The 19357-nt window shown below is 66.7% G+C and carries 15 protein-coding genes; 2 read left to right on the forward strand and 13 right to left on the reverse strand.

Going from position 1 to position 19357, the window contains the following annotated elements; translation table 11 throughout:
* Positions 1-58: 58 nt before the first annotated feature.
* From C5E07_RS10375 to C5E07_RS10425, 11 genes are all read right to left on the reverse strand, one after another.
* Positions 59-1249 carry an ABC transporter ATP-binding protein gene (locus tag C5E07_RS10375; protein ID WP_219820070.1) on the reverse strand — a complete coding sequence of 397 codons (1191 nt, stop codon included), beginning with the start codon at positions 1247-1249 and terminating at the stop codon, positions 59-61.
* Positions 1227-2996, reverse strand: a complete 1770-nt coding sequence (locus tag C5E07_RS10380) for an iron ABC transporter permease (protein WP_104299375.1) — start codon at positions 2994-2996, stop codon at positions 1227-1229. The genes C5E07_RS10375 and C5E07_RS10380 overlap by 23 nt, the downstream gene beginning before the upstream one ends.
* A gap of 15 nt (positions 2997-3011) precedes the next feature.
* Positions 3012-4061: an ABC transporter substrate-binding protein gene (locus C5E07_RS10385; protein ID WP_104299376.1), complete on the reverse strand. Its 1050-nt coding sequence runs from the start codon at positions 4059-4061 to the stop codon at positions 3012-3014.
* 166 nt (positions 4062-4227) lie between these two features.
* Positions 4228-4926 (reverse strand): response regulator transcription factor, encoded by a 699-nt coding sequence (locus C5E07_RS10390; protein ID WP_104299377.1) that lies wholly within the window; start codon positions 4924-4926, stop codon positions 4228-4230.
* Positions 4923-5822 carry a sensor histidine kinase KdpD gene (locus tag C5E07_RS10395; RefSeq protein ID WP_104299378.1) on the reverse strand — a complete coding sequence of 300 codons (900 nt, stop codon included), beginning with the start codon at positions 5820-5822 and terminating at the stop codon, positions 4923-4925. The genes C5E07_RS10390 and C5E07_RS10395 overlap by 4 nt, the downstream gene beginning before the upstream one ends.
* Before the next feature lie 97 nt (positions 5823-5919).
* Complete coding sequence (gene kduI / locus C5E07_RS10400; RefSeq protein WP_104242397.1) at positions 5920-6753, reverse strand: 5-dehydro-4-deoxy-D-glucuronate isomerase; 834 nt, start codon at positions 6751-6753, stop codon at positions 5920-5922.
* Complete coding sequence (locus C5E07_RS10405; RefSeq protein WP_146080566.1) at positions 6750-7868, reverse strand: glycoside hydrolase family 88 protein; 1119 nt, start codon at positions 7866-7868, stop codon at positions 6750-6752. Before C5E07_RS10405 ends, kduI begins: the two co-directional genes overlap by 4 nt.
* Entirely contained in the window at positions 7858-10599 is a 2742-nt protein-coding gene (locus tag C5E07_RS10410; protein ID WP_181057922.1) for a hypothetical protein, read from the reverse strand. Before C5E07_RS10410 ends, C5E07_RS10405 begins: the two co-directional genes overlap by 11 nt.
* 43 nt (positions 10600-10642) lie before the next feature.
* Positions 10643-11533: a carbohydrate ABC transporter permease gene (locus tag C5E07_RS10415; RefSeq protein ID WP_104242401.1), complete on the reverse strand. Its 891-nt coding sequence runs from the start codon at positions 11531-11533 to the stop codon at positions 10643-10645.
* On the reverse strand, positions 11530-12453 hold the full coding sequence (locus tag C5E07_RS10420) for a carbohydrate ABC transporter permease (RefSeq protein WP_104242403.1): 924 nt from the start codon (positions 12451-12453) through the stop codon (positions 11530-11532). Before C5E07_RS10420 ends, C5E07_RS10415 begins: the two co-directional genes overlap by 4 nt.
* The gene (locus tag C5E07_RS10425) at positions 12450-13778 is read right to left on the reverse strand and encodes an ABC transporter substrate-binding protein (RefSeq protein ID WP_104242405.1); all 1329 of its coding nucleotides are present in this window, start codon (positions 13776-13778) and stop codon (positions 12450-12452) included. The genes C5E07_RS10420 and C5E07_RS10425 overlap by 4 nt, the downstream gene beginning before the upstream one ends.
* 235 nt (positions 13779-14013) lie before the next feature.
* On the opposite strand from C5E07_RS10425, the gene C5E07_RS10430 reads away from it, so the two are divergent.
* Positions 14014-14772, forward strand: coding sequence for an IclR family transcriptional regulator (locus C5E07_RS10430; RefSeq protein WP_146080567.1), 759 nt, complete (start codon positions 14014-14016; stop codon positions 14770-14772).
* A 44-nt stretch (positions 14773-14816) separates the two neighbouring features.
* Here C5E07_RS10430 and C5E07_RS10435 read toward each other — a convergent pair whose 3' ends face one another.
* Positions 14817-15722 carry a helix-turn-helix domain-containing protein gene (locus C5E07_RS10435; protein ID WP_146080568.1) on the reverse strand — a complete coding sequence of 302 codons (906 nt, stop codon included), beginning with the start codon at positions 15720-15722 and terminating at the stop codon, positions 14817-14819.
* Positions 15723-16725: 1003 nt separating this feature from the next.
* On the opposite strand from C5E07_RS10435, the gene C5E07_RS19195 reads away from it, so the two are divergent.
* The gene (locus tag C5E07_RS19195) at positions 16726-17628 is read left to right on the forward strand and encodes a hypothetical protein (protein WP_146080569.1); all 903 of its coding nucleotides are present in this window, start codon (positions 16726-16728) and stop codon (positions 17626-17628) included.
* Positions 17629-17698: 70 nt separating this feature from the next.
* Here C5E07_RS19195 and C5E07_RS10440 read toward each other — a convergent pair whose 3' ends face one another.
* Positions 17699-18700 (reverse strand): helix-turn-helix domain-containing protein, encoded by a 1002-nt coding sequence (locus C5E07_RS10440; RefSeq protein ID WP_104299382.1) that lies wholly within the window; start codon positions 18698-18700, stop codon positions 17699-17701.
* Positions 18701-19357: the final 657 nt, after the last annotated feature.

Consider the following 19357-nt stretch of genomic DNA (forward strand, 5'->3'; position numbering starts at 1 on the left):
GATTCGGGCCACCGCCTTCGGGGAGGAAGTGGCCCGGGACCGCACACCGCTCAGGCGCCTAGTGAGCCGCCGTGTCGTCGCCTTCGTCGCCCGTCTTGGGCAGCAGCCATCCGCGTTCCGGGGCGATGCCAACGCGAACGCAGTCCATGGGGCGCAGGATGTCCTCGACGGATGGGTCCGAGACCTGCGCCACGATCGTCCCCGTGTCGGTCTCGATCTCGTACTCGACGCTGTCGCCGTGGAAGATGGTCGTGAGGACCCGTCCGACGTCTCCGTGGACCTCCGCGGCCTCCACTCGACCGGAGAGTCGCACCGACTCCGGCCTGATCATGAGGAGCACCTCCGTGTCGATCGTGACGCCGTCCTGGCAGTCCGTCTCGAACTCCCGGCCGAGCGCCACGACCCGGGCCCGTCCATTCGCCGGCTCGGCGAGGAGGGTGGCGTCGAGGAACGTCGCGCGGCCGATGAAGTCGGCGACGAACACCGACTCCGGGCGCCGGTACACGGCGTCCGGGACATCGACCTGCTCGATCCGGCCGCGGTTCATGACGACGATGCGGTCGGAGAGCGTCATCGCCTCGTCCTGGTCGTGGGTGACGAAGATGCTCGTGATGCCGAGTCGACGCTGCAGGCGGCGGATCTCGTTGCGCATCAGGACGCGCAGCTTCGCGTCGAGGTTCGAGAGGGGCTCGTCGAAGAGCAGCACCTTCGGTCGCATGACCAGCGCACGGGCGAGGGCGACGCGCTGCTGCTGACCTCCGGACAGCTGGTGGGGCGCCCGGTCGGCGAAGTTCATGAGGTTCATGATCGTCAGGACCGTGTCGACCTCCTCGCGCATCCGCGCCGCCGGCATCTTCTTGAGCTTCAACCCGTACGAGACGTTCTCGCGGACGGACAGGTGCGGGAAGAGCGCATACGACTGGAAGACCATCGACATGGGCCGCTGGTTCGGGGCGACGCGGATCATGTCGGCCCCGTCGAGTTCGAGCTCCCCCGAGGTCGGCTCCTCGAACCCGGCGATCATCCGCAGCGTCGAGGTCTTGCCGCAGCCGGAGGGGCCGAGGAGGGTGATGAACTCGCCAGGTTCGATCTCGAGATCGACGGAGTCGACGGCCAACGGGTCGTCGGCCTTGGCTCCGTATCGCTTCGTCAGCTTGCGGAGGGTGATGCGGCCGAGTGCGGCCTCAGGGTCGATGCCGACAGCCTCGGCGAGGCCTTCGACGGAGTCAACGACGGTGTGTGCGACCACGGAAGATCACCTTTCGGACGAGGAAGTTGATGATGAGGATGAGCGTCAGCACGATGAGGATGAGCACCGTGCAGTACGCGAACGCGTTCCCGAAGCGCCCCGAGTCGACCTCGGCGAGGATCTGCGAGGTCATGATCTTGATGCCTGGGGTGGTGAGGAACACGATGGGCGACAGCGTCGTCATGGACCTGGCGAACGCGAAGGTCAGGCCGGTGAGGAGGGCCGACTGGATGAGCGGCAGTGTCACCTTGCGGAACGTCGTCCCCGACCCGGCGCCGAGCGACGTGGAGGCTTCCTCGATGGCGGGATGGATCTGGTTGAGCGCCGCGATGCCCGAACGCTGGCCGGATGGCAGCGAGCGGGTGATGTAGACCATCACGATCGCGATGCCGCCGGAGAACGCCGCGCTTCCACCGGCGAGGGCCGGCAGGATCTGCACGCCGAAGATCGTGGTCGGCGTGATGTAGCTGAGCGCGTAGCCGATGCCGAGGACGGTGCCGGGCACGGCCAGCCCCAGCATCCCGACGAAGTCGAGCAGTCCGGAGGTGCGACGCAGCTTCCGGACGACGAGCCAGGCGATGAGCATCCCGAGCACACCGGCGATCGGGGCCGCGATGAGGGCCAGGGTGGCCGTGTCGATCATGGCCTTCGAGCCGATGCCCGTGAGGACGAAGGTGAAGTGGTCGAGCGTGAACTCGTTGTTGACCCCTGGCACCTTCATGAAGCCACCGGTCAGGACGGTCACGTAGATCGTGACGATGAGCGCGCTGATCGAGCCGACGAGCAGGAGGATGGGCACCCGGATGCTCGGTGCGGTGATCTGCTCGGATCGTCCCGTCGGCTTGCCCGTCACGGTCACGACGCTGCGCTTCGAGACCCAGTAGCGCTGCACGAGGAACACGAGGAGGGCTGGCACGAGGATCGTGAGCGAGTAGGCAGCGCCCGCGCTCGTGTTGTAGTCGCCGGTGACGGCGAGGTAGGCCCGGCTCGCGAGGACCGTGTAGTCGCCGCCGAGGACCAGCGGGTTCGCGAGGTCGGCGATGGACTCCACGAACAGCAGGAGGAAGGACCCGGCGAAGCCGGGGACGAGCATGGGGATGGTGACGGAGAAGAACACCTTGATCTTGCTCGCCCCGAGGCCAGCTGCGGCCTCGTCGAGGCTCGGGTCGAGCGACTCGAGCATGCCCTTGAAGTTCATGTAGGCGACGGGAAAGAAGGACAGGGCGAGGACGAGCACCAGGCCGGAGAGCCCGTAGATGTCACCCTTGATGCCGAAGATGCCGTTGCTGATGGCGCCGTTGCGGCCGAAGAGCGTGATGACGGCGGTGGCGACCGCGAACGGGGGCGCCACGATCGGGACCATCGCGAGCAGGTGCAGCGCTCGTTTGCCGCGGAACGCGATGCGGACCTGGGCGAACGCGAACAGGAAGCCGATGATGGTGCCCAGGACCCCGACGATGAGCCCGAGGACCAGTGTGTTGAGCACGATCCGATGGTTGACGGGGTCGGTCACGATGCTCGCGAGCACCGCGAGCCCATCCGGGGCGAAGGCTGCGGAGAGGAGGCTCATCACCGGGTAGCCGATGAGGAGCAGGAGGATGACGGCGACGGCCGTGCCGAGGATCACGACGCTGCGGTCGGCGCGGGCTCGTGACCGCGGCGCCGAGCGCGAACCGCGTCCTCGTGCGGGGGCGGGGGCCGCTGGCGGCGTGGCGCCGCCAGCGACTGCTTCGAGTGTTGAGGTCATTGTTCGTCCGCGCTTCTACTCCTTGGGAGCAGGCGCCACCTCCGAGTCGAACCGTCCGGTGAGCTCGTTGCGCGCCTGACCCGCGGCGTCGATGTCGGCGTGCACGAGCTTCACGGTGTCGAAGTCGACCATGTCCTCCGTGATGACCGCGTCCGGGTTCGTCGGCACGCTGTAGCTGCCGACGGTCGCGGCGAGATCCTGGGCCTCTGCCGTGAGGGTCCAGTCGATGAACGCCTTGGCGCCCTCTGGGTTCTTCGCGTTCTTGATGAGCGAGACGGCCCCGACCTCGTAGCCGGTTCCCTCGGAGGGGAAGGTCGTCTCGAGGTTCGTGAAGCCCTCGTTCACGAACTTCTGGCAGTCCTGGGCGAAGATCACGCCGGTGGCGACCTCACCGCGACCTGCCATCTGGCCCGGCGCGCTGCCGCTCTTCGAGTACTGGAGGATGTTCGAGTGCAGCTTGCCGAAGAAGCCGATGGCCGCATCCTGGTCGCCGTCGTTGAGCTCGACCTCGGTCCAGAGCGCCTGGTACGCCGTGCCGGAGGTGCCGGGGTGCGCCATGGCGATGTTCCCCTTGAACTTCGGGTCGAGCAGGTCCGCCCAGGAGGTCGGCGCCTCGGCACCGATCTCCTCGAGCACGTCGGTGTTCGAGCAGAAGCTCAGCGCGCCGACGTAGACGCCGGTCCAGCGCCCATCCGCGTCCTTGTATTCCGACGGGATCTGCTCGGCGTTCGGTGAGGTGTACGGCTCGAGGAAGCCGGATTCGTCGGCCGCGAGATGCCCCTCGGCGCCGCCGCCGAACCAGGCGTCGAACTCCGGGGTGTCTCCTGTCGCGCTGAGGCGTGCGACGGCCTCGCCGCCGCTCAGCCGCACGTAGTTCGCCGGGATGCCGGAGGCCGCCGTGAACTCGGCGGCGATGACCTGGCACCAGTCCTCCTGCGGGGTGCAGATGAAGGTGACCGGTTCGCTTGAGGCGCCCGCCTCGGTGCCCGCACCCGCCGAGCAGCCGGCGAGGAGAGCGGTGACGGCTGTTGCCGCGACCGCGAAGGGAAGCAGTGTGCGTTGCATGCGGGAGAACTCCTTTGTCCTGGTCTTCGAACTGCCGAGCATCAGTGAGCTGTGCTCGACGTTGCCAACGCTACGAGCGGGATGCGGGCACGCCCGTGACAGCTCGGTGATGCTCGGTGACAGCTCTGTCACCGAGTTGGGCGGGAGCCCTGGTGACGGACGACGCTCAGGTGCGGTCGGCGCGGAGCAGGTAGCCGGTGCCCCGCACGCTCTCGATCGCCGCCGCGCTTCCCGTGACGGCCGCCTCGAGCTTGTGGCGCATCCGGTAGACCGCGGCCTTGATCATCTCCCGATCCCCGTGGCGGTCGTACTCGCCCCAGCACATGAGGAGGAGCTGCGAGAAGTCGAGCGGTGAGTTTGGGTGCGCCATGAGGGCGGCGAGGAGCTTGTACTCGGTGTTGGTGAGCGAGACCCGCTCCGCGGCGACGATGACATCGTGGCTCGCGGGGTCGAGCTCGAGTCGGACCCCCGAGGTCACGACGGCACGCGACGACTCCGGCCGCCGCACGAGCCGCTGCGCCCTGAGTGCCAGCTCGCGCGGGTGGAACGGCTTCGCGACGTAGTCGTCGGCCTCCGCCTCCAGCCCCGCGATCCGGTCGGAGACCTCGCCCTTCGCGGTCACGAGGATCACCGGCAGGTCCCAGCGGGACTTGATGCGCTGGCACAGCGAGATGCCTGAGATGCCCGGCAGCATGATGTCGAGCACCACGAGGTCCGGGCGAGAACGCTCGAGGGCCGTCCACGCGCTCTCCGCCGAGCGGAACGACTCCGTCGTGAACCCCTGCGTCTCCAACGCGAACGTGACGATGTCGAGCATCGCCGGTTCGTCGTCGACGACGAACGCGAGACTGTGCGGCGCGGTCATCGTCGACGCCTCACGATGGCTGGATCGGCAAGGGGCAGCGTGAACATCATCGTCGTCCCTTTTCCCGAGATCGTGTCGACATGGATGCGGCCACCCTGCAGCTCCACGAACTGCTGCGAGATGAAGAGCCCGATGCCGGTGCCGTTGCCGAGCGGGCGGCCGCTCGAGAACCGGCTGAACAGGCGTTCCCGCTGTGTCTCCGTCATCCCCGTCCCTCCGTCGCTGACCGAGATCATGACCTCGTCGTCCCCAGGAACGATACGCACTTCCACGCGACCGCCCGCCGACTCGCTCCTCGCCGCGTTGTTCACGAGGTTCGTGATGACCTGCCTCGTGAGCTGCGGGTCGACGAACGCGCTGACCGGGGCGCCAGGGGCATCCAGCACGACCGTGACATCGGAGATCTCCGACAGCTCCTCGACGACGCCCCGGAACAGCACTCTGAGGTCGACCCGAGAGCGCTCGATCGACACGAGGCCGGCCTCGAGGCGGGCCCTCGTGAGCAGTTGCTCCGAGAAGTTGTGCATCCGAACGGCGTTGTCGACGATGCGATGCACGAACACGGCCTGTTTCTCGGTGAGCGGGCCGGCCTTCTCCTCCGCGAGGAGCTCCCCGGCCCCCTGGATGACCGCGAGCGGCGTGCGGAGCTCGTGGCTCAGCACCGATGCCTGGTCGGCCCGCCTCGTGCTGAGCTCGGTGACCTCCTCGAGCCGCGCACGGTCGCGCGCATGCCCGCGCAGCACCAGCCAGATCGAGGCCCATGCGGCCGCGAGCGCGATGAGCGCTGCGAGCCCAGTCGCCCAGTCGGACCGCATGGCGGCGAACACTGCCGCGAGGATCCCCGCGAGAACCGACACGAGGAGCACACTCGCTGCCCACCTCGACATCATCATCATCCGGATAAACCTAGACGATCAGGCGAGAGGGACACGTCGATCCTGTCTCACCAAGGCAGCGAGCCCTGCCGTCATCCGACGGCAGGGCTCGCTCTGCTCACCGCACCAGCGTGGTGTCGACGGGGTCCATGTCGTTGTAGGTGGTGTTCTCGCCCGCGGTCGCCCACACGAACGTGTACGGGCCGGTACCCGCACCGAAGTGCACCGACCAGCTCGGCGAGACCACGAGCTGACGGTTCGACACGACGAGGTGCCTGGTCTCCTGCGGCTCCCCCATGACGTGGAAGACCCGGTGCTCCGGCGCGAGATCGAAGTACAGGTAGCACTCCGTTCGTCGGTCGTGCGTGTGCGCTGGGAGGGTGTTCCAGGCGCTGCCCGAGTGAACCTGCGTGAACCCGAACGCGATCTGCGAGCTGCGGGTCCCACCCTCGTAGATGCACTGGTTCAGTGTGCGGCGGTTGGCGTTCTCGGGGTCGCCGAGCTCGACGACGTTGGTCATGTCCGGCGTGATCTTGGTCGTCGGGAGGTCCTGGTGCGAGGTCGCGGTGAACACGTAGAACGCGGCAGGGTTCGCTGGGTCGGCCGAGGAGAACCGCACTTCGCGTTCCCCGCGTCCGAGGTACATCGTGCCGACGTGCGCGAGCTCGTGGGCCTCGCCGCCGACGTGCACGGTGCCCGGTCCGCCGACGTTGATGACACCGGCCTCGCGGCGCTGCAGGACGAACTCGGCACGCACCTGGTCGGGCGTGGGCAGCTCGAGTGGTTCGTCGAGCGGCACGACGCCGAACGCGAGGATCCGATCGTGGTGCAGGTAGACGCTTCGCGCCTCACCCGCGGCGAACAGCTCCTCCATGAGGAACGAGGAACGCAGCTCGTCGGTCTTCATGGCTGCGACGGCGTTGGGGCTGTGGGCGTACTTGGTGATGGTCATGAGTGCTCCTCTGGTTCGGGGGCTGATGATGATGGTGCTGTCGTCTCGTTCCAGGCGGCGATCGCCTCCAGGGCGAGGCCCTGTCCCCACGGCTGGACGCGGTCGTCTCGGATCACGGAGTAGCCGAAGGGGATGAGCTGGAGCACGGTTCCAGCGCTCACTCGGGTGAGTCGACCGTCGTCGACGTACGCCAGCGAACCGAGGACAGCGCGCTCGCCGGCTCGCCGCAGGGGCCGGTCGGCGACTGGCAGCTGTTGCTCGAGGAGCGCGCTTCCACGGAGCAGCGCGGCCCCGATTCCGGCTGCCGCGGACGTCTCGAGGATTCCTCTGGTCTCGATGGGGCCGTCCACGAGGACGTCCCAGACGCCGTGGTCCGGTTGGAGCGCAGCGAGGGTCTGGAGCTGCACGGCGAGTCGTTCCCGGACCTCGCCGATGGCCGGATCGTCGCCTGCGAGGTGCAGCAGGTCCGCACCGGCAAGTGCGATCCACGCGTTGGCGCGCCCCCAGAAGCAGTCGATCCGTGTGCCCTGGTTGGTGCCGTGGGCGAAGAGGCCCGTGCTCGTGTCCTGCAGCTGCTCGGCATGGGCGAGCCACTGCTGAACCGCCTCCCGCGTGAGCTCGGGGCGTTCGAGCGCGCGCCCGGCCCGCAGGAGGAACTCGCCAGCCATGTACACGGTGTCGGCCCAGACTCCGCCCGGCCAGTGCTCGAGCGCGCCGTTCGAGGCCCTGGTCGCTTCCGGTGCGTCCTGGTACCAGGCCAGGCAGGCATCGACGAGGCGTCGAGCACCTGGATCACCGGATGCGCGCAGCAGTTCGGCTGCCGTGGCGGCCGGTGCCATGTTGTTGACGTGCTCGAGCACGGGGAGACGCGTCGCGTGGCGTCCCATGTAGTCGAGCACGAGCTGCGGGGGTGTCGCCCCGCGAGCTTCGGCGGCGCGCCACGTCGCGAGGAGGCAGACCCCCTCGCCCCAGAACCATCTGTCGACGCCCATGGCGAGGGTGCCGCGCAGGAGATCGCCCTCGAGCTCGGCGAATCCGCTTCCGGCCGCGGCCTTCGTCAACGGCGGCAGCGGCGGTGGAGCGAGGTCCGCCGAGGAGGTGTCCTCACCGGCCATGTGCGTCACCGCCGATCTGCGCGAGTCCCTGACGGACGTGCTCGACGGGCAGCTGGAGCAGCTCGCCGTCCCATTCCGCGATGATCTCGGCGTCACCGAACGCGCTGCGCGTCGCCGGGTTCTGGAGGTGCTGTTCCTCGACGATGGTGCCGTCGCTGAATCCCTCTGGCACGTCGTCGACGAGCAGCGCGCTCGAGAAGGTCACGTCCAGCTTCGGTCCGGATCCCAGCTGGAACCGGACGCCGGGGTCGTCGGCGCCGCTCGGGTTCCAGTCGAGGGTCGCAGTTTGCAGGCCGGCGGCCCACGTCTGGAAGTCGCCGTCCGACTCTTTCCGACCGGCGACGGCGACCCAGACCGCGCCGTGTTCGGCCGGTATCCACTCCTGCTGAGCGGTTTCACCGGTCGCGATGGGGCGCACGCCGCCGGGAGTCGCGATGGCGACGTAACCGTCCCCGCGCCGGGCGGCGATCCACTCGCCGCCGACGACGAGCTCGTCCGCCTGCTCGGACGGCAGCCAGAGGTGCGTTCTCGTGATGGGGTCGCTGCTCGTGAATCGCTGGAGATGCACGACCACGTTCCGGTGCTGATGCACGCGCGGGAGCACTCGGTGACCGGCCCACGCGTTGGGCCTCGCCGAAGACCCCGTATCCGCGTTCGCGGGATGCGTGACGAAGATCTGGAACTCGCGGGCGAGCGTGGCGCCCCAGATGTGCTCCTGGAGGCCGGGCAGCCCGGCTCGGTAGTCCTGCACGCTCGAGAGCATCACGTCCGGGGTCTTCCAGACGCGGAGGTCTGAGCGGTACGGCCTGCTGAGGAGGTCCCGTTCGAACGCCAGCTTCCCGCGGTAGACCTGGGTGCCCCACCATTCGCGGGGCGGCTCCCCGGCGAGCTTGCGGATGATCGCCGGCACGGCGTACTTCCGCGAGATCGCGAGCGTGGTCACCGGCAGCACGGCGTCGTTGAGGCTGCCGACTCCGGCGAGCAGGCGCAGGATGGGCGAGGTCTCCTCGAAGCGCGAGCTGCGCAGCGTGTGCACGTACGAGCGCCCGTGCGCCGCTCCGTGCGTGCCGCGCCACGAGTTGCAGGCGAGTGTGAAGAGCACCTTGTCGAGGAGCACCCGCGAGGCCTCGGTGAGACGGTCGTCGACCCCGAGCTCGATCAGCATGCAGAGGGCGTAGCTGTCGATGGCGAGGTACGCGTTCGAGTCGAACTCGCTGAACCCGCCGGACAGCTTGCGGTCGAGCCATCCGGCGGCGCGGATGCGCGCCTCGTCCGCATGCTCGGCACCCGTTCGCCCGTCGACGGAGAAGACCTCGTCTGGGAAGGTCTCCCCGGCGAGCAGCTCTGCGACGTGCCAGACGAACTGGTGGTTCTCCGTGAAGTAGCACATGGCGTCGAGGCCGGGTTGGGTGATCCAGTACTTCATGCCTGTCACGGCGCCCTGCACTCGGTCGCGCAGCCCGACGGACCAGGCATCGCTCGGCACCCGGTGCCAGGCGAGCAGCATCGAGAGCACCTCGAAGTCGGCGCAGTCGCCGCGCGTCTCGACCCGGTGCAGCGCAGACGCGAGGTCAGAAGGCTCGACGCGCACGTCGCCGAGCAGCTCGTGGCGAGCGAGGAGACCGGCGAGCCCGGCCTCGGTGGGGGTGTCGTCCTCGAGGCCAGCCACGAAGCGGAGCACCTCGTCGCGCCACAGCGCAGGATCGCCGTGGGGTTGTTCCCTGCTGTCCGGCGGAACGACGGCGACTCGGATGCGACGAAGCTGCGGGCACCGGGGGTCATCGAGGCCGATCTGCACGATGCTCTCCCCCGTGCTCAGCATGGAGGCGCCTGCTGAGGCTGCGTCACCTTCCGCGAAGGCGTCTTCCTCGGCGACCCCGCCGACGCGGAAGCGGACCTTGCCCTGCTCGTCCGCTTCCACGAGCTGCCAGTCCTCGTGGTCGCTCGTTCGGACGCGGAACCGCACACCGCGCGGCGCGGAGAAGGCGGCGACCGGCCCCTCCAGTGCCCAGCTCGTGGACGCGACCCGATTCAGCACCTGCTCTGCGAGACGGCCGGCGTGCTCGTCGGCACCGGGCGAGGGGATGACCACGCGAACCGGCAGCCCCTCGACCCGGACGCGCACGATGTGCCTGCACTCCCGGAATGCGACCTGCCAGGTCGCCAGGTGCAGCGGCGTGACCCCCGATGGCAGACGCACCCGTACCGAGGAGGTGAGCGGCTCCATGTAGGAGACCTGATCGCCCCGCAGGACGACTTCGCCTCCCACCCAGAGGACGAACGGGCCCGTCGTGTGCACCTCGATCGTCCGCCACTCGCTCTGGTCGACCTCCACCGCCGTGGCCGCGAGGGACGCCCGGTACTCCGGGGTGAAGCAGAACGCCGACCAGTCGACGAAGCCGTCGGCCGGGGTGTGCACGCGCGCCCACTCGGCGCTCGAGCTCTGCCCGTTGGCGGCCCAGCTGACCGGACCGCCCTCGATGACCTCCGGGAGGTCCTGTGCATCGTCGAGCTGGTGCGCGGCGTACAGCCGCTGCTTCAGCTCGCCGACGTCTGGTCCGTTCGTCAGCAACCATCTGCCGTCTCCCCACGGTTCCCCGTCTTCGGAGAGAAACGCGTCGAGGTCGTCGCAGCTGCTTGCCCAGGCCGGTGAAACCAGCCAATCCCTGATCGTGCCGTCTGCGTCGGCGAGGTGAACGGTCCGGTTGGTGACTGTGAGTGAAGAACTCATGCTCCGTGTGTTTCCTTGTCCAAGATCGATGGTGAGTGACGGGCTACTTGAGGCCCGTGTTCGCGATACCCGTCGTGACCTGCTTCTGGAAGAACAGGAAGAGGATGATGACGGGGACGATGCTGACCACGCTCATGGCGATGATGAGGTTGAACGGGACCGTCTCCTCCGCCGTGAATCGGGCGAGTGCCACCGGCAGCGTGTAGACCGATTCGCTCTGCGCCACGACGAGCGGCCACAGGAAGTCGTTCCACCGCCACATGACCGACAGGATCGCGACGACCGCGAGCGCGGGCCGGCACATCGGCAGCACGATGGTGGCGAAGATGCGGAACTCGCCCGCGCCGTCCATCCGCGCCGCCTCGATGAGCTCGTCGGGGATCGACAGCATGTACTGGCGGAGGATGAACACCCCCGTCGGCGTCGCTGCTGCCGGGATGATGAGGCCCCAGAGCGTGTTCACGAGCCCCATGGATGCGACGACCTGGTAGACGGGGATCAGGATCACCTGCAGCGGGATCATGATGGTCGCCAGGGTGAGGATGAACAGGAAGTTCTTCCCCCGGAAGTTGTACTTCGCGAGTGCGTACGCCGCCATCGAGTTGACGGAAAGCGTGAGCACGGTCGCCCCGATCGTGACCACGACGCTGTTCAGGAAGTACCCGGCGAAGTTGAACCGCGAGAGGGCTTCCGTGTAGTTGCCGAACCCCCAGGTCTCTGGCAGCAGCGCGGGTGGCCGCATCGCCAGTTCGGCGGGCGACTTGAACGAGCCGAGGACGAGCCAGACGATCGGGATGAGCGCCACGAGCGTCGCCGTGACCAGGATGACGACGCGCAGTGCGTCCGTCGAGGTGACTTTCTTCGACCCAGTGGAGGTCCAGCTCCGGCGCGGTTCCTGCGTGGCGATGAAATTGCTTGCCGTCTCGGTGGTCATACCGCGTCCCGCTTTCGTCCGATCAGGTAATTCACGATGGTGATCGTGAAGATGACGATGAAGAGCAGCACGCTCCCCGCAGAGGCGAGCCCGTAGCGGATCGGCGACACGAAGCCGTTCTCGTAGATGTACTGGACGATGAGGGTGGTCGCGCCGACCGGTCCACCGCCCGTGAGGGTGTAGATGAAGTCGAACGCCTGGAAGCCGTGGATCGTGGCGAGCACGACGACGACCAGGATGCTCGGCTGCAGCAGGGGCAGCGTGACGTTCGTGAACTGCTTCCATCTGGAGGCGCCATCGAGCTGCGCCGCCTCGTACAGCGACGGGTCGATGCTCTGGAGGCCTGCGAGCAGGATGAGCATGTAGAAGCCCACCTGCATCCAGGTCCCGACGACGATCACCGAGAGCATGGCCAGGGGGCCCTCGACGAGCCACGGGACCGGGGCGACGCCGAAGAGGCCGAGGAACGCGTTGACGATTCCCCCCTGACGCTCCAGCATCCAGTTCCACACGAGGCCCGCGACCACGGGTGAGATGAGGACCGGGATGAAGAAGACCGCCCGGAAGAAGGAGCGCCCCCTCCGCTGCTGCTCGACGAGGACGGCGAGCAGCGTGCCGAGGACCACGGAGAGGAGCACGAAGGCCACCGCGTAGACCACGGTCTGCCAGACGATGCCCCAGAACTCCGTGTCGGAGAGGATCGTCTGGTAGTTGCCGAGCCCCTCCCACGCGAAGGTGCGTCCGTTCGACGACGAGTACATCGAGATGTTGAAGCCGTTGATGGCGGGCCAGATCGTGAACAGCCCGAAGATCGCCATGTTGGGCAGGAGGAACAGGTACGGCGCCGAGCGGAGGCTGAAGGGCTTCCGAGACTTGCCCCCGATCACCTTCCGCCGAGCGACCGTGCGCTCTGACGTCATTTGTGCAGCTCCTCCACGAGCGACTGCGCGTTCGACTTGACGTCTGCGACCGCGGTCTTGAGATCCTTCTCGCCGGCGACGACTCGGGAAAGCTGGTCGACGAGCTCGAGGGCGCTGCCGTTGAAGGCGACGTCGCCGTTCGCGGCGTAGCCGAGGTCCGGAGTGCGGGCGAGGTCAGCCTGGAACGTGTCCATGTCGGCCTGACGGTCCGGGTAGGTGACGCCCTGCTCCGTGAGGTCCGCGCGGGTGGGGAGGAACCCGCCTGCTGCGACGAACTTCTCCTGCGACTCCGCGGTGTTCATGTACTGGACGAAGAACGCGGCGAGCGCCGGGTTGGGGCCTTCCTTCAGCGCAGCCATGTACTTGCCGCCGGGGAATCCGCCGCACTCTTCAGCGCAGGGATTGGGGGCTGCTGCCCAGTTGAAGTCCGCGTTGGCGGCGAACTGGCCGACCTGCCAGTTGCCGGACAGGTAGACGGGGGTGTCCTGCGCGAGGAAGATCTCGTTCGCACCCTCGTATCGAGTGCCTGAGCCGAGCCAGAAGTCGCGGGGCATGCGGCCGTCGGCCATCATGTCGACGAGCGGCTGCAAGGCGGCTTCGGCCTTCGCCTCGTCGAGGACGACCTCGCCGTCGCCGACGAGTGCGGTGCCGTACTGGCTGAGCACAGTGGAGAGTCGGTGCCCGGACTTGTCCATGGCGAACGCGTACTCGGTGCCCGTCGCCGTCTGGACCTTCGTGGCCGCGTCGATCATCTCGTCCCAGGTCCATGGATCGTTCGAATCGGGGAGCGGGACGCCGGCCTGCTCGAAGAGGTCGGTGTTGATGAACGGACCGTTGAGGGTGAGGTCGGATGGGACCGCGATGAGCTGCCCGTCGTCGGTCGTGGCACCGGAGACCGGGCCGTCGACGAACTCGGACGCGTAGTCCTCGCCGAGGTACGTGCGCAGATCGAGGAGGTCGTTCTGGAAGTCGCCGAGGCCCGTGAGGCGCACGACGTCGGGCGCGTTGCCTCCCGAGAGCCGCGCCTGCACGGACGTGACGAGGTCCGCGTACGGGAGGATCTCGAGGTTCACGGTGACGTCGTACTCTTCCTCGAACGATGCGATGAGGTCGCGTGTTGCCGCCTCGTCGGGACCGTCGGTGAAGTAGACGTAGCTCAGCGACTCGCCGGCGAAGTCTGCCGGGTTGATCTCCTGGACTTCCAACGGCCCGCTTGCACCGCCGTCGCCGCTGACGACCTCTCCGGGGGCGCACCCCGTGAGGCCAACGGTGACGCCGACGGCCAGCGCGAGCGCCACCTTTGCGTTGTGCCTTCTCGTAGTCATTACATCCTCCTTGATGTCAATCCCCCGACCCGGGGAGCCGACGCCTCTCTGCGTCGATGGTGGCGATACTACAAGTTTTCGGCTCTATGGAAAGCACTTTCTGTAGAGCGGAAACTAGGCTAGGGTGCGAACTACTGACCTGACTCAAGGAAGAGTCGAATCGACAGCGCGTCCCGGCCGCCGTCGCCCACTCGATGGAGTGCGGAATCTCAAGCGGCCGCGATTGGATGAGGACATGACACCATCGCCCGAGAACTCGGAGCCCCCGCTCTCTGCCCTGATGAAGGGCCTCACGCTCATGGAGGCCGTCTCCGAGCACCATCGCATCTCCGACCTCGCGACCGCGACAGGTCTCTCCGTCAGCACCGTGCACCGAGTGCTCAGCGACCTCGTCGAGCATGACTGGATCGAGCACGGCGCAGACCGCACCTACCGCCCGGGAGCCCGCACGCACCTCTTCGCTGCGAGCGTGCAGCGCGACGAACGCGCGACGCAGAAGGCCCTCCCGCTGCTCCAGCGACTGCGCGACGAGGTGGGCTGCACGGTGCACATGGCGCGGTTCCGGCAGACGACGCTCATGTACGTCGCCAAGATCGACGGACCGGCTGCGTACCAGATGCGCTCACGCGTCGGAGACACCATCCCGCTGTGGTCCACAGCCATCGGCAAATCGATCCTCGCCGCCCTCTCCCCCGAGCTGAGTTCCGAACTGCTGATGTCAGCTGAGCTCACGAGACGGACGGCCCACTCCATCGTGTCGAAGCGGGAGCTCCAGGCGCAGCTTCGCGTCGTCTCCGAGCGCGGATGGGCGATCGACGACCAGGAGAACGAGCTCGGGATCCGATGCGTCGGCGCAGCCCTCCGATCCGCGGATGGCTCCGTCATCGGAGGCGTCAGCACCTCGGGCCTCGAGCACGAGATGACGCCGGAGAAGATCCAGGACATCGTGCCGCATCTGCTGCGGACGGTCACCGAGATCAGGAAGCTGGTCTGAGCAACCGACCTCGGACCTTTGGGCCGTCGGCTGCCTTTCCGGAATCACGCCTCACCAGACGAGCGCTCCGCACCTTCCTCTCTCAGGAGTCGACGCATGGTTCGCACGGATCGGAATCCACTTTCCTGTGCGATTCCGAGAAGTTCGGATTTCGAGTTCGCACTCATACCGAGAAGAGTGCGGGCCCGATGCACCCGCCTGGCTCGAAGAGTTGCCCCTGCCGTTTTCCCCTCGGCCGCGAATATGCGGTGCAACTGCGAAATGGAGATATTCAGAGCGCGCGCGAGCTCTTGGGTCGAGAAGCCCGCATCCCGGTAGTTTTCCTCAATCAGCAGGTGAGCACGCGCGAGATGCTGGTCTCGCGGTGAACTAACTTTCACATCCTCATGAACTCTGGTCTCCGTGAGCGCAGCGAGCAGCAGCTCTTCGACTCCACGCCTCCAGTAGCTGAAGCCATGCTGCTGCTCTTGAATCTTCGCGTCCAGCGAAGCGTTTGCCGCCGCGATGAAGACTCTCCGGAAAGCACTTTCCGTCACGAACGGGCCTGGCGCCTGACTCTCGACCCATGGAAGTTCTGCGAGGCGCTCCCTGGGAATCGCGATGAACAGGCACGAATGAGGCTCCGTCGACGAGACGCTCGCCGGCCGACGTGCTGAATGCGTGTAGAAGTGCGGTGCAGCGACCTTCCTCATCGGCCCGCCAGCGCTCTGAACCATGAGATGACCCGTCAGGACGAAATTCACATAGACAAGATCCGGATTGTAGGAGCCAGATCCCGGGTCAACTCCCGTCGCGGTTTGCCAGATGCGTCCCAGCGTGAAGGCTGGGGTCCCGATGATGTCCGCGTGGACACGGACCTTCGTGCCGACAACTCGAACTTCCCACCCCTGCTCTTGCAGCCACTGCAGTGCCTCATCGTTCTCGAGACCCACAAAATGTGCGGAATCCAATGCTGCTCCGATCGTTCGAGTCGGGCCAATCGGCCGAATCCGCTAAGAGACTCAGACGCCAGTGAGCACCGCAGGCTGCCGCACTTCCGAAGACATGGGCGCGTGGCCGGGATACGGAGCGTCACGAAAACTACTCGTGACGCGCAGTCATCTCGACCGCGGGTTTGACGCGCGCACCTCGGTGGCAGATATCCCCGGGGGCTCAATAGGGCTGAAGACGGGCAAGTGTACCCACACTCCGCGCCGGATGACGAGTTGATCTTGGCGGTGATCATCATGACCGACTCGACCACGCGGCCCGACGAGGATCCGTGGAGTCTCCGGCAACCCAGTACCTTCACGTCTCGAAATGCGACAGTTTCGCTCTAGATTCCGTCAGGGCCTTCGGTCGGCGAATTGTGCTCTTACAGTGAGCGATGTGGGTGCTGATGACTGAGCTATCGGGGGATGGCGTGCACGGCACCCCGCCGTGCGGCGCGGTGATCTGGGGTCACCGCGCCGCACATTTCCGAAGCGGGCTCTCATTGCTACCGACGTCCCTCGCGCTCCATCCCTCGGTCGACTCAGTCGAGATGCTCTTCGATCTCGGAACACGCTCTGCTGCTCCGAGAAAATGACCGATGTCCGACCTTGAGCCATATCGTGACAATGCTGTTCCATGTGGCGACAGCCAGGGCGTGACTACTGGGCAGGACCTAGCTTGATGTCGACATGCGACGACTGGTGACCCCTTTTCAGCAGACAACGCATGACGCCGAAACCACGCGTTCCGGAACCGCGCGACGTGAACTCGCGCTCCTTGACCCCGACAAACCAGATGACCCCCGAAAAGCCAGAAGTTTCTGGTCACGACATTGTGATCGCCCTCGAGTGACGCGTCACGGAATCGAGCGATCATCAGCGCACCCCCTGGAGGATTGAAGAAACGAACAACGAGAAGGATGCGGAGAAAGCGGGGCTTGATCGCCGCGGGCTCCTGGCAGGGGCCGCATGGTCGGCACCCGTGATCCTGGGCGCAGTCGCTGCCCCAATCAGCGCAGCGTCCGGAAACCCTGGAACGGCGACCGTCAACGCAACGGCAGCTTCTGCAGGCCGCCTCACGGTCAACATTCCTGCGGGTGCCCGCAACGTCACCTACACCATTCGAGGCGGCGCTGGCGGGCCTACCTCGAAGTCCGGCGGTGGAGGGGCAGTCATCACCGGGACGCTGAACCTCGGTGGTGTCGCTACAACGCTCACCCTTGTCGCCGGAGGCGGGGGCGCAGGGCGGGGCACCCTCAGGGGCAACCGGACTGACGGCTGGAGCGTCGGATCCTACGGCGGAGCCCGCACAGGAGACCCGAACAACGATGGCGGAAACGGTGGCGGGAGCTCGGCGATCGTGCTGAGTGGGCGCCCCGTGGTCGTCGCCGGCGGTGGTTGTGGAGCCGGCTCCGAAATAGCCTCGGGTGCGCAGACGGCAGTTGCTGGCGCTGGCGGCAGTGGCGGAAATCCACCTGCAGCCGGCACACGCGGAACGCGTGGAGGCGGGGCCGCAGCGGAAGGCGGCGGTGCGGGCACTGCCACCGCCGGTGGCGCGGGAGGGACACCCTCTGGCGGAAGCCCCACCCGATTCGGCACAGGGAACCCCGGCAACGGCTCCGCTGGCGGCGACGCCTACGGCACCGGAGACGGGGCCTCCGGCGGAGGGGGTGGTGGCGGCTACTTCGGCGGCGGCGGCGGAGCCATCTATTACGGCTCCAGTTCCCCGCAGGGGCCGGCCGGAACCGGCGGCGGCGGCGCAGGATCAAACTACGTTGGCGGCACCACTGGCGCGGCCGTGCTCACCTCGACCAACAGTTCCGGATCGGCAACCGCAAGCGGCGGTTACGGCCTCCCGGGTGTCGTCACGATCAGCTGGGAGTAGCCTCTTCCGCCGGCTCCCTACTCCGTCACCACGCGGAGCAGGGAGCCGGCGGCCTCACGCCGCCCCGCGGTCAGAGCACGAAGTCAGCAGGCGGGTCCGAAGGCGGATCAGCTGAAGGTGCGCTGACATCAGGCGCTCGCACATCCTTCGGAGTCATCCCGTGGGTGCTGAGCAGGGCACGACGCATCGATCCGACGGAGTTGAACCCGCTCATCTTGCTGACCACATCGAGGTTGAGTTGCGGTCGAGTGAGAAGCAGATGCCGAGCCCGGTCTGCTCGCGCTGACCTCAGCATCTTGGCGACGCTCGCTCCCTGCCTTTCCGCGGCTCGCTGAAGCGACCTCGTCGAGACGCCAAGCTCCCTCGCGATTTCCGGGGGTCCGAAGTCGAGGTTGGAGAACCGAGAGCTGACCAGCTCCTTGACGCGCTCGAAGAGATCATCCGGTTCCTCGATGTTCTCTCGGGTCGACTCCACAACAAGTGCGCGGGCGAAGGAGCGAAGCAGCTCGCGAATGGAGTTCGCTGTCATCTGGTCGGCGTCAGGAGACTGGCTGAGGAGCCTGCTCAGGAAGTGATAGGTCGCCGTGAAGAGTGGTGAACTGGAAACGTCCGTCACATTGGGAACCCGATTCGCCTGCAACGGCGAGATCTCGTCCTGGTCGAACGTGAAGAGGATCATCTCCGTGACGCCGACCACCTCAATGGTGAGTGGCTCGTGCCCCGGGAGCGCCATGCCAACACCTGTGGCGCTTGGGGTGCCCTTCAAGCTGTCACCAGCGAACGCGACTTCGCCTTGGTTGACGAGGACGAATGCGAATCGCCGTCTTGCGGGCAGACGTGTGCGAGGCCATTCCAGAACGACGGGACGCGTTCGGAGCCTCGTCACGAGGAAATTGTTGAACCGGAGAAGCTGCACCTCCGAGTGGGCCGGTTCGTAATATTCGCGGACAAAAACTCCGGAAGATTCAAATGCATCTTCGGGCAGTGTTCCTACGAACGTATTCTCGTACCCACGTAGCCCTGGCAATGCTTGCCAGCCGTGTATCTCTGAAAAATATGAGCGGTCACCCATATCAGTGTCACCTCTATCGCTTCTCCTGCAGATCACGTTCAGCAACGAGAACTGCGGTCATGTCTGTGGGAGGACAGAACCAGCTGGCGGGTTCGGTACTCCGACTGCGGCACGACGTGAAATGGCCCGCCCCGCTCATCGACGTGCGAGAGTCGAGCCCTTGTCGTGTGGTTATCCGACCGAGTTGTGCGGCCACGTGAGCATGACGATGAGCCTGCTCAGATCGCTGGGGACCAGTCACGTGCGTGAGCGTTCCGCGCGGGCCGCTCCGAACAACCGTGGGGCACACGAGCGAGAGCTCGACACCACGCTGGTCGCGGTGAGTGGCCTGGCGAGGTGCGGGCCTCAGCCAAGAAGTCTCGAGCCGCACACCCCTCGTCGCCCGCTGGGACAGAGGCGATCATCGCGTCGGTCCGCCAGCTTCTCCAGTCTTCCTATGCGGCGCCCGGGATGTCGAAGGTGAGTCCCGTTGCGATGCCGCTCGCGGTACTCGCGTGGTCGTCCGCGAGGGCACATGTTCGTCCCGACTCAGCCGAATTGGTCTCATCAGGCGCTCCGAGTGGCCGGTTGCTGGACGCAGAAGCACCGTCGACGACTCTCATTGACGCGGCTGAGAGCGGTTCGGCGATGGGTCTGGCAAAGACGGGCGACGTCCTC

Origin of the sequence: Pseudoclavibacter sp. RFBJ3 (assembly GCF_002931375.1) — a bacterium.
GTDB lineage: Bacteria > Actinomycetota > Actinomycetes > Actinomycetales > Microbacteriaceae > Pseudoclavibacter.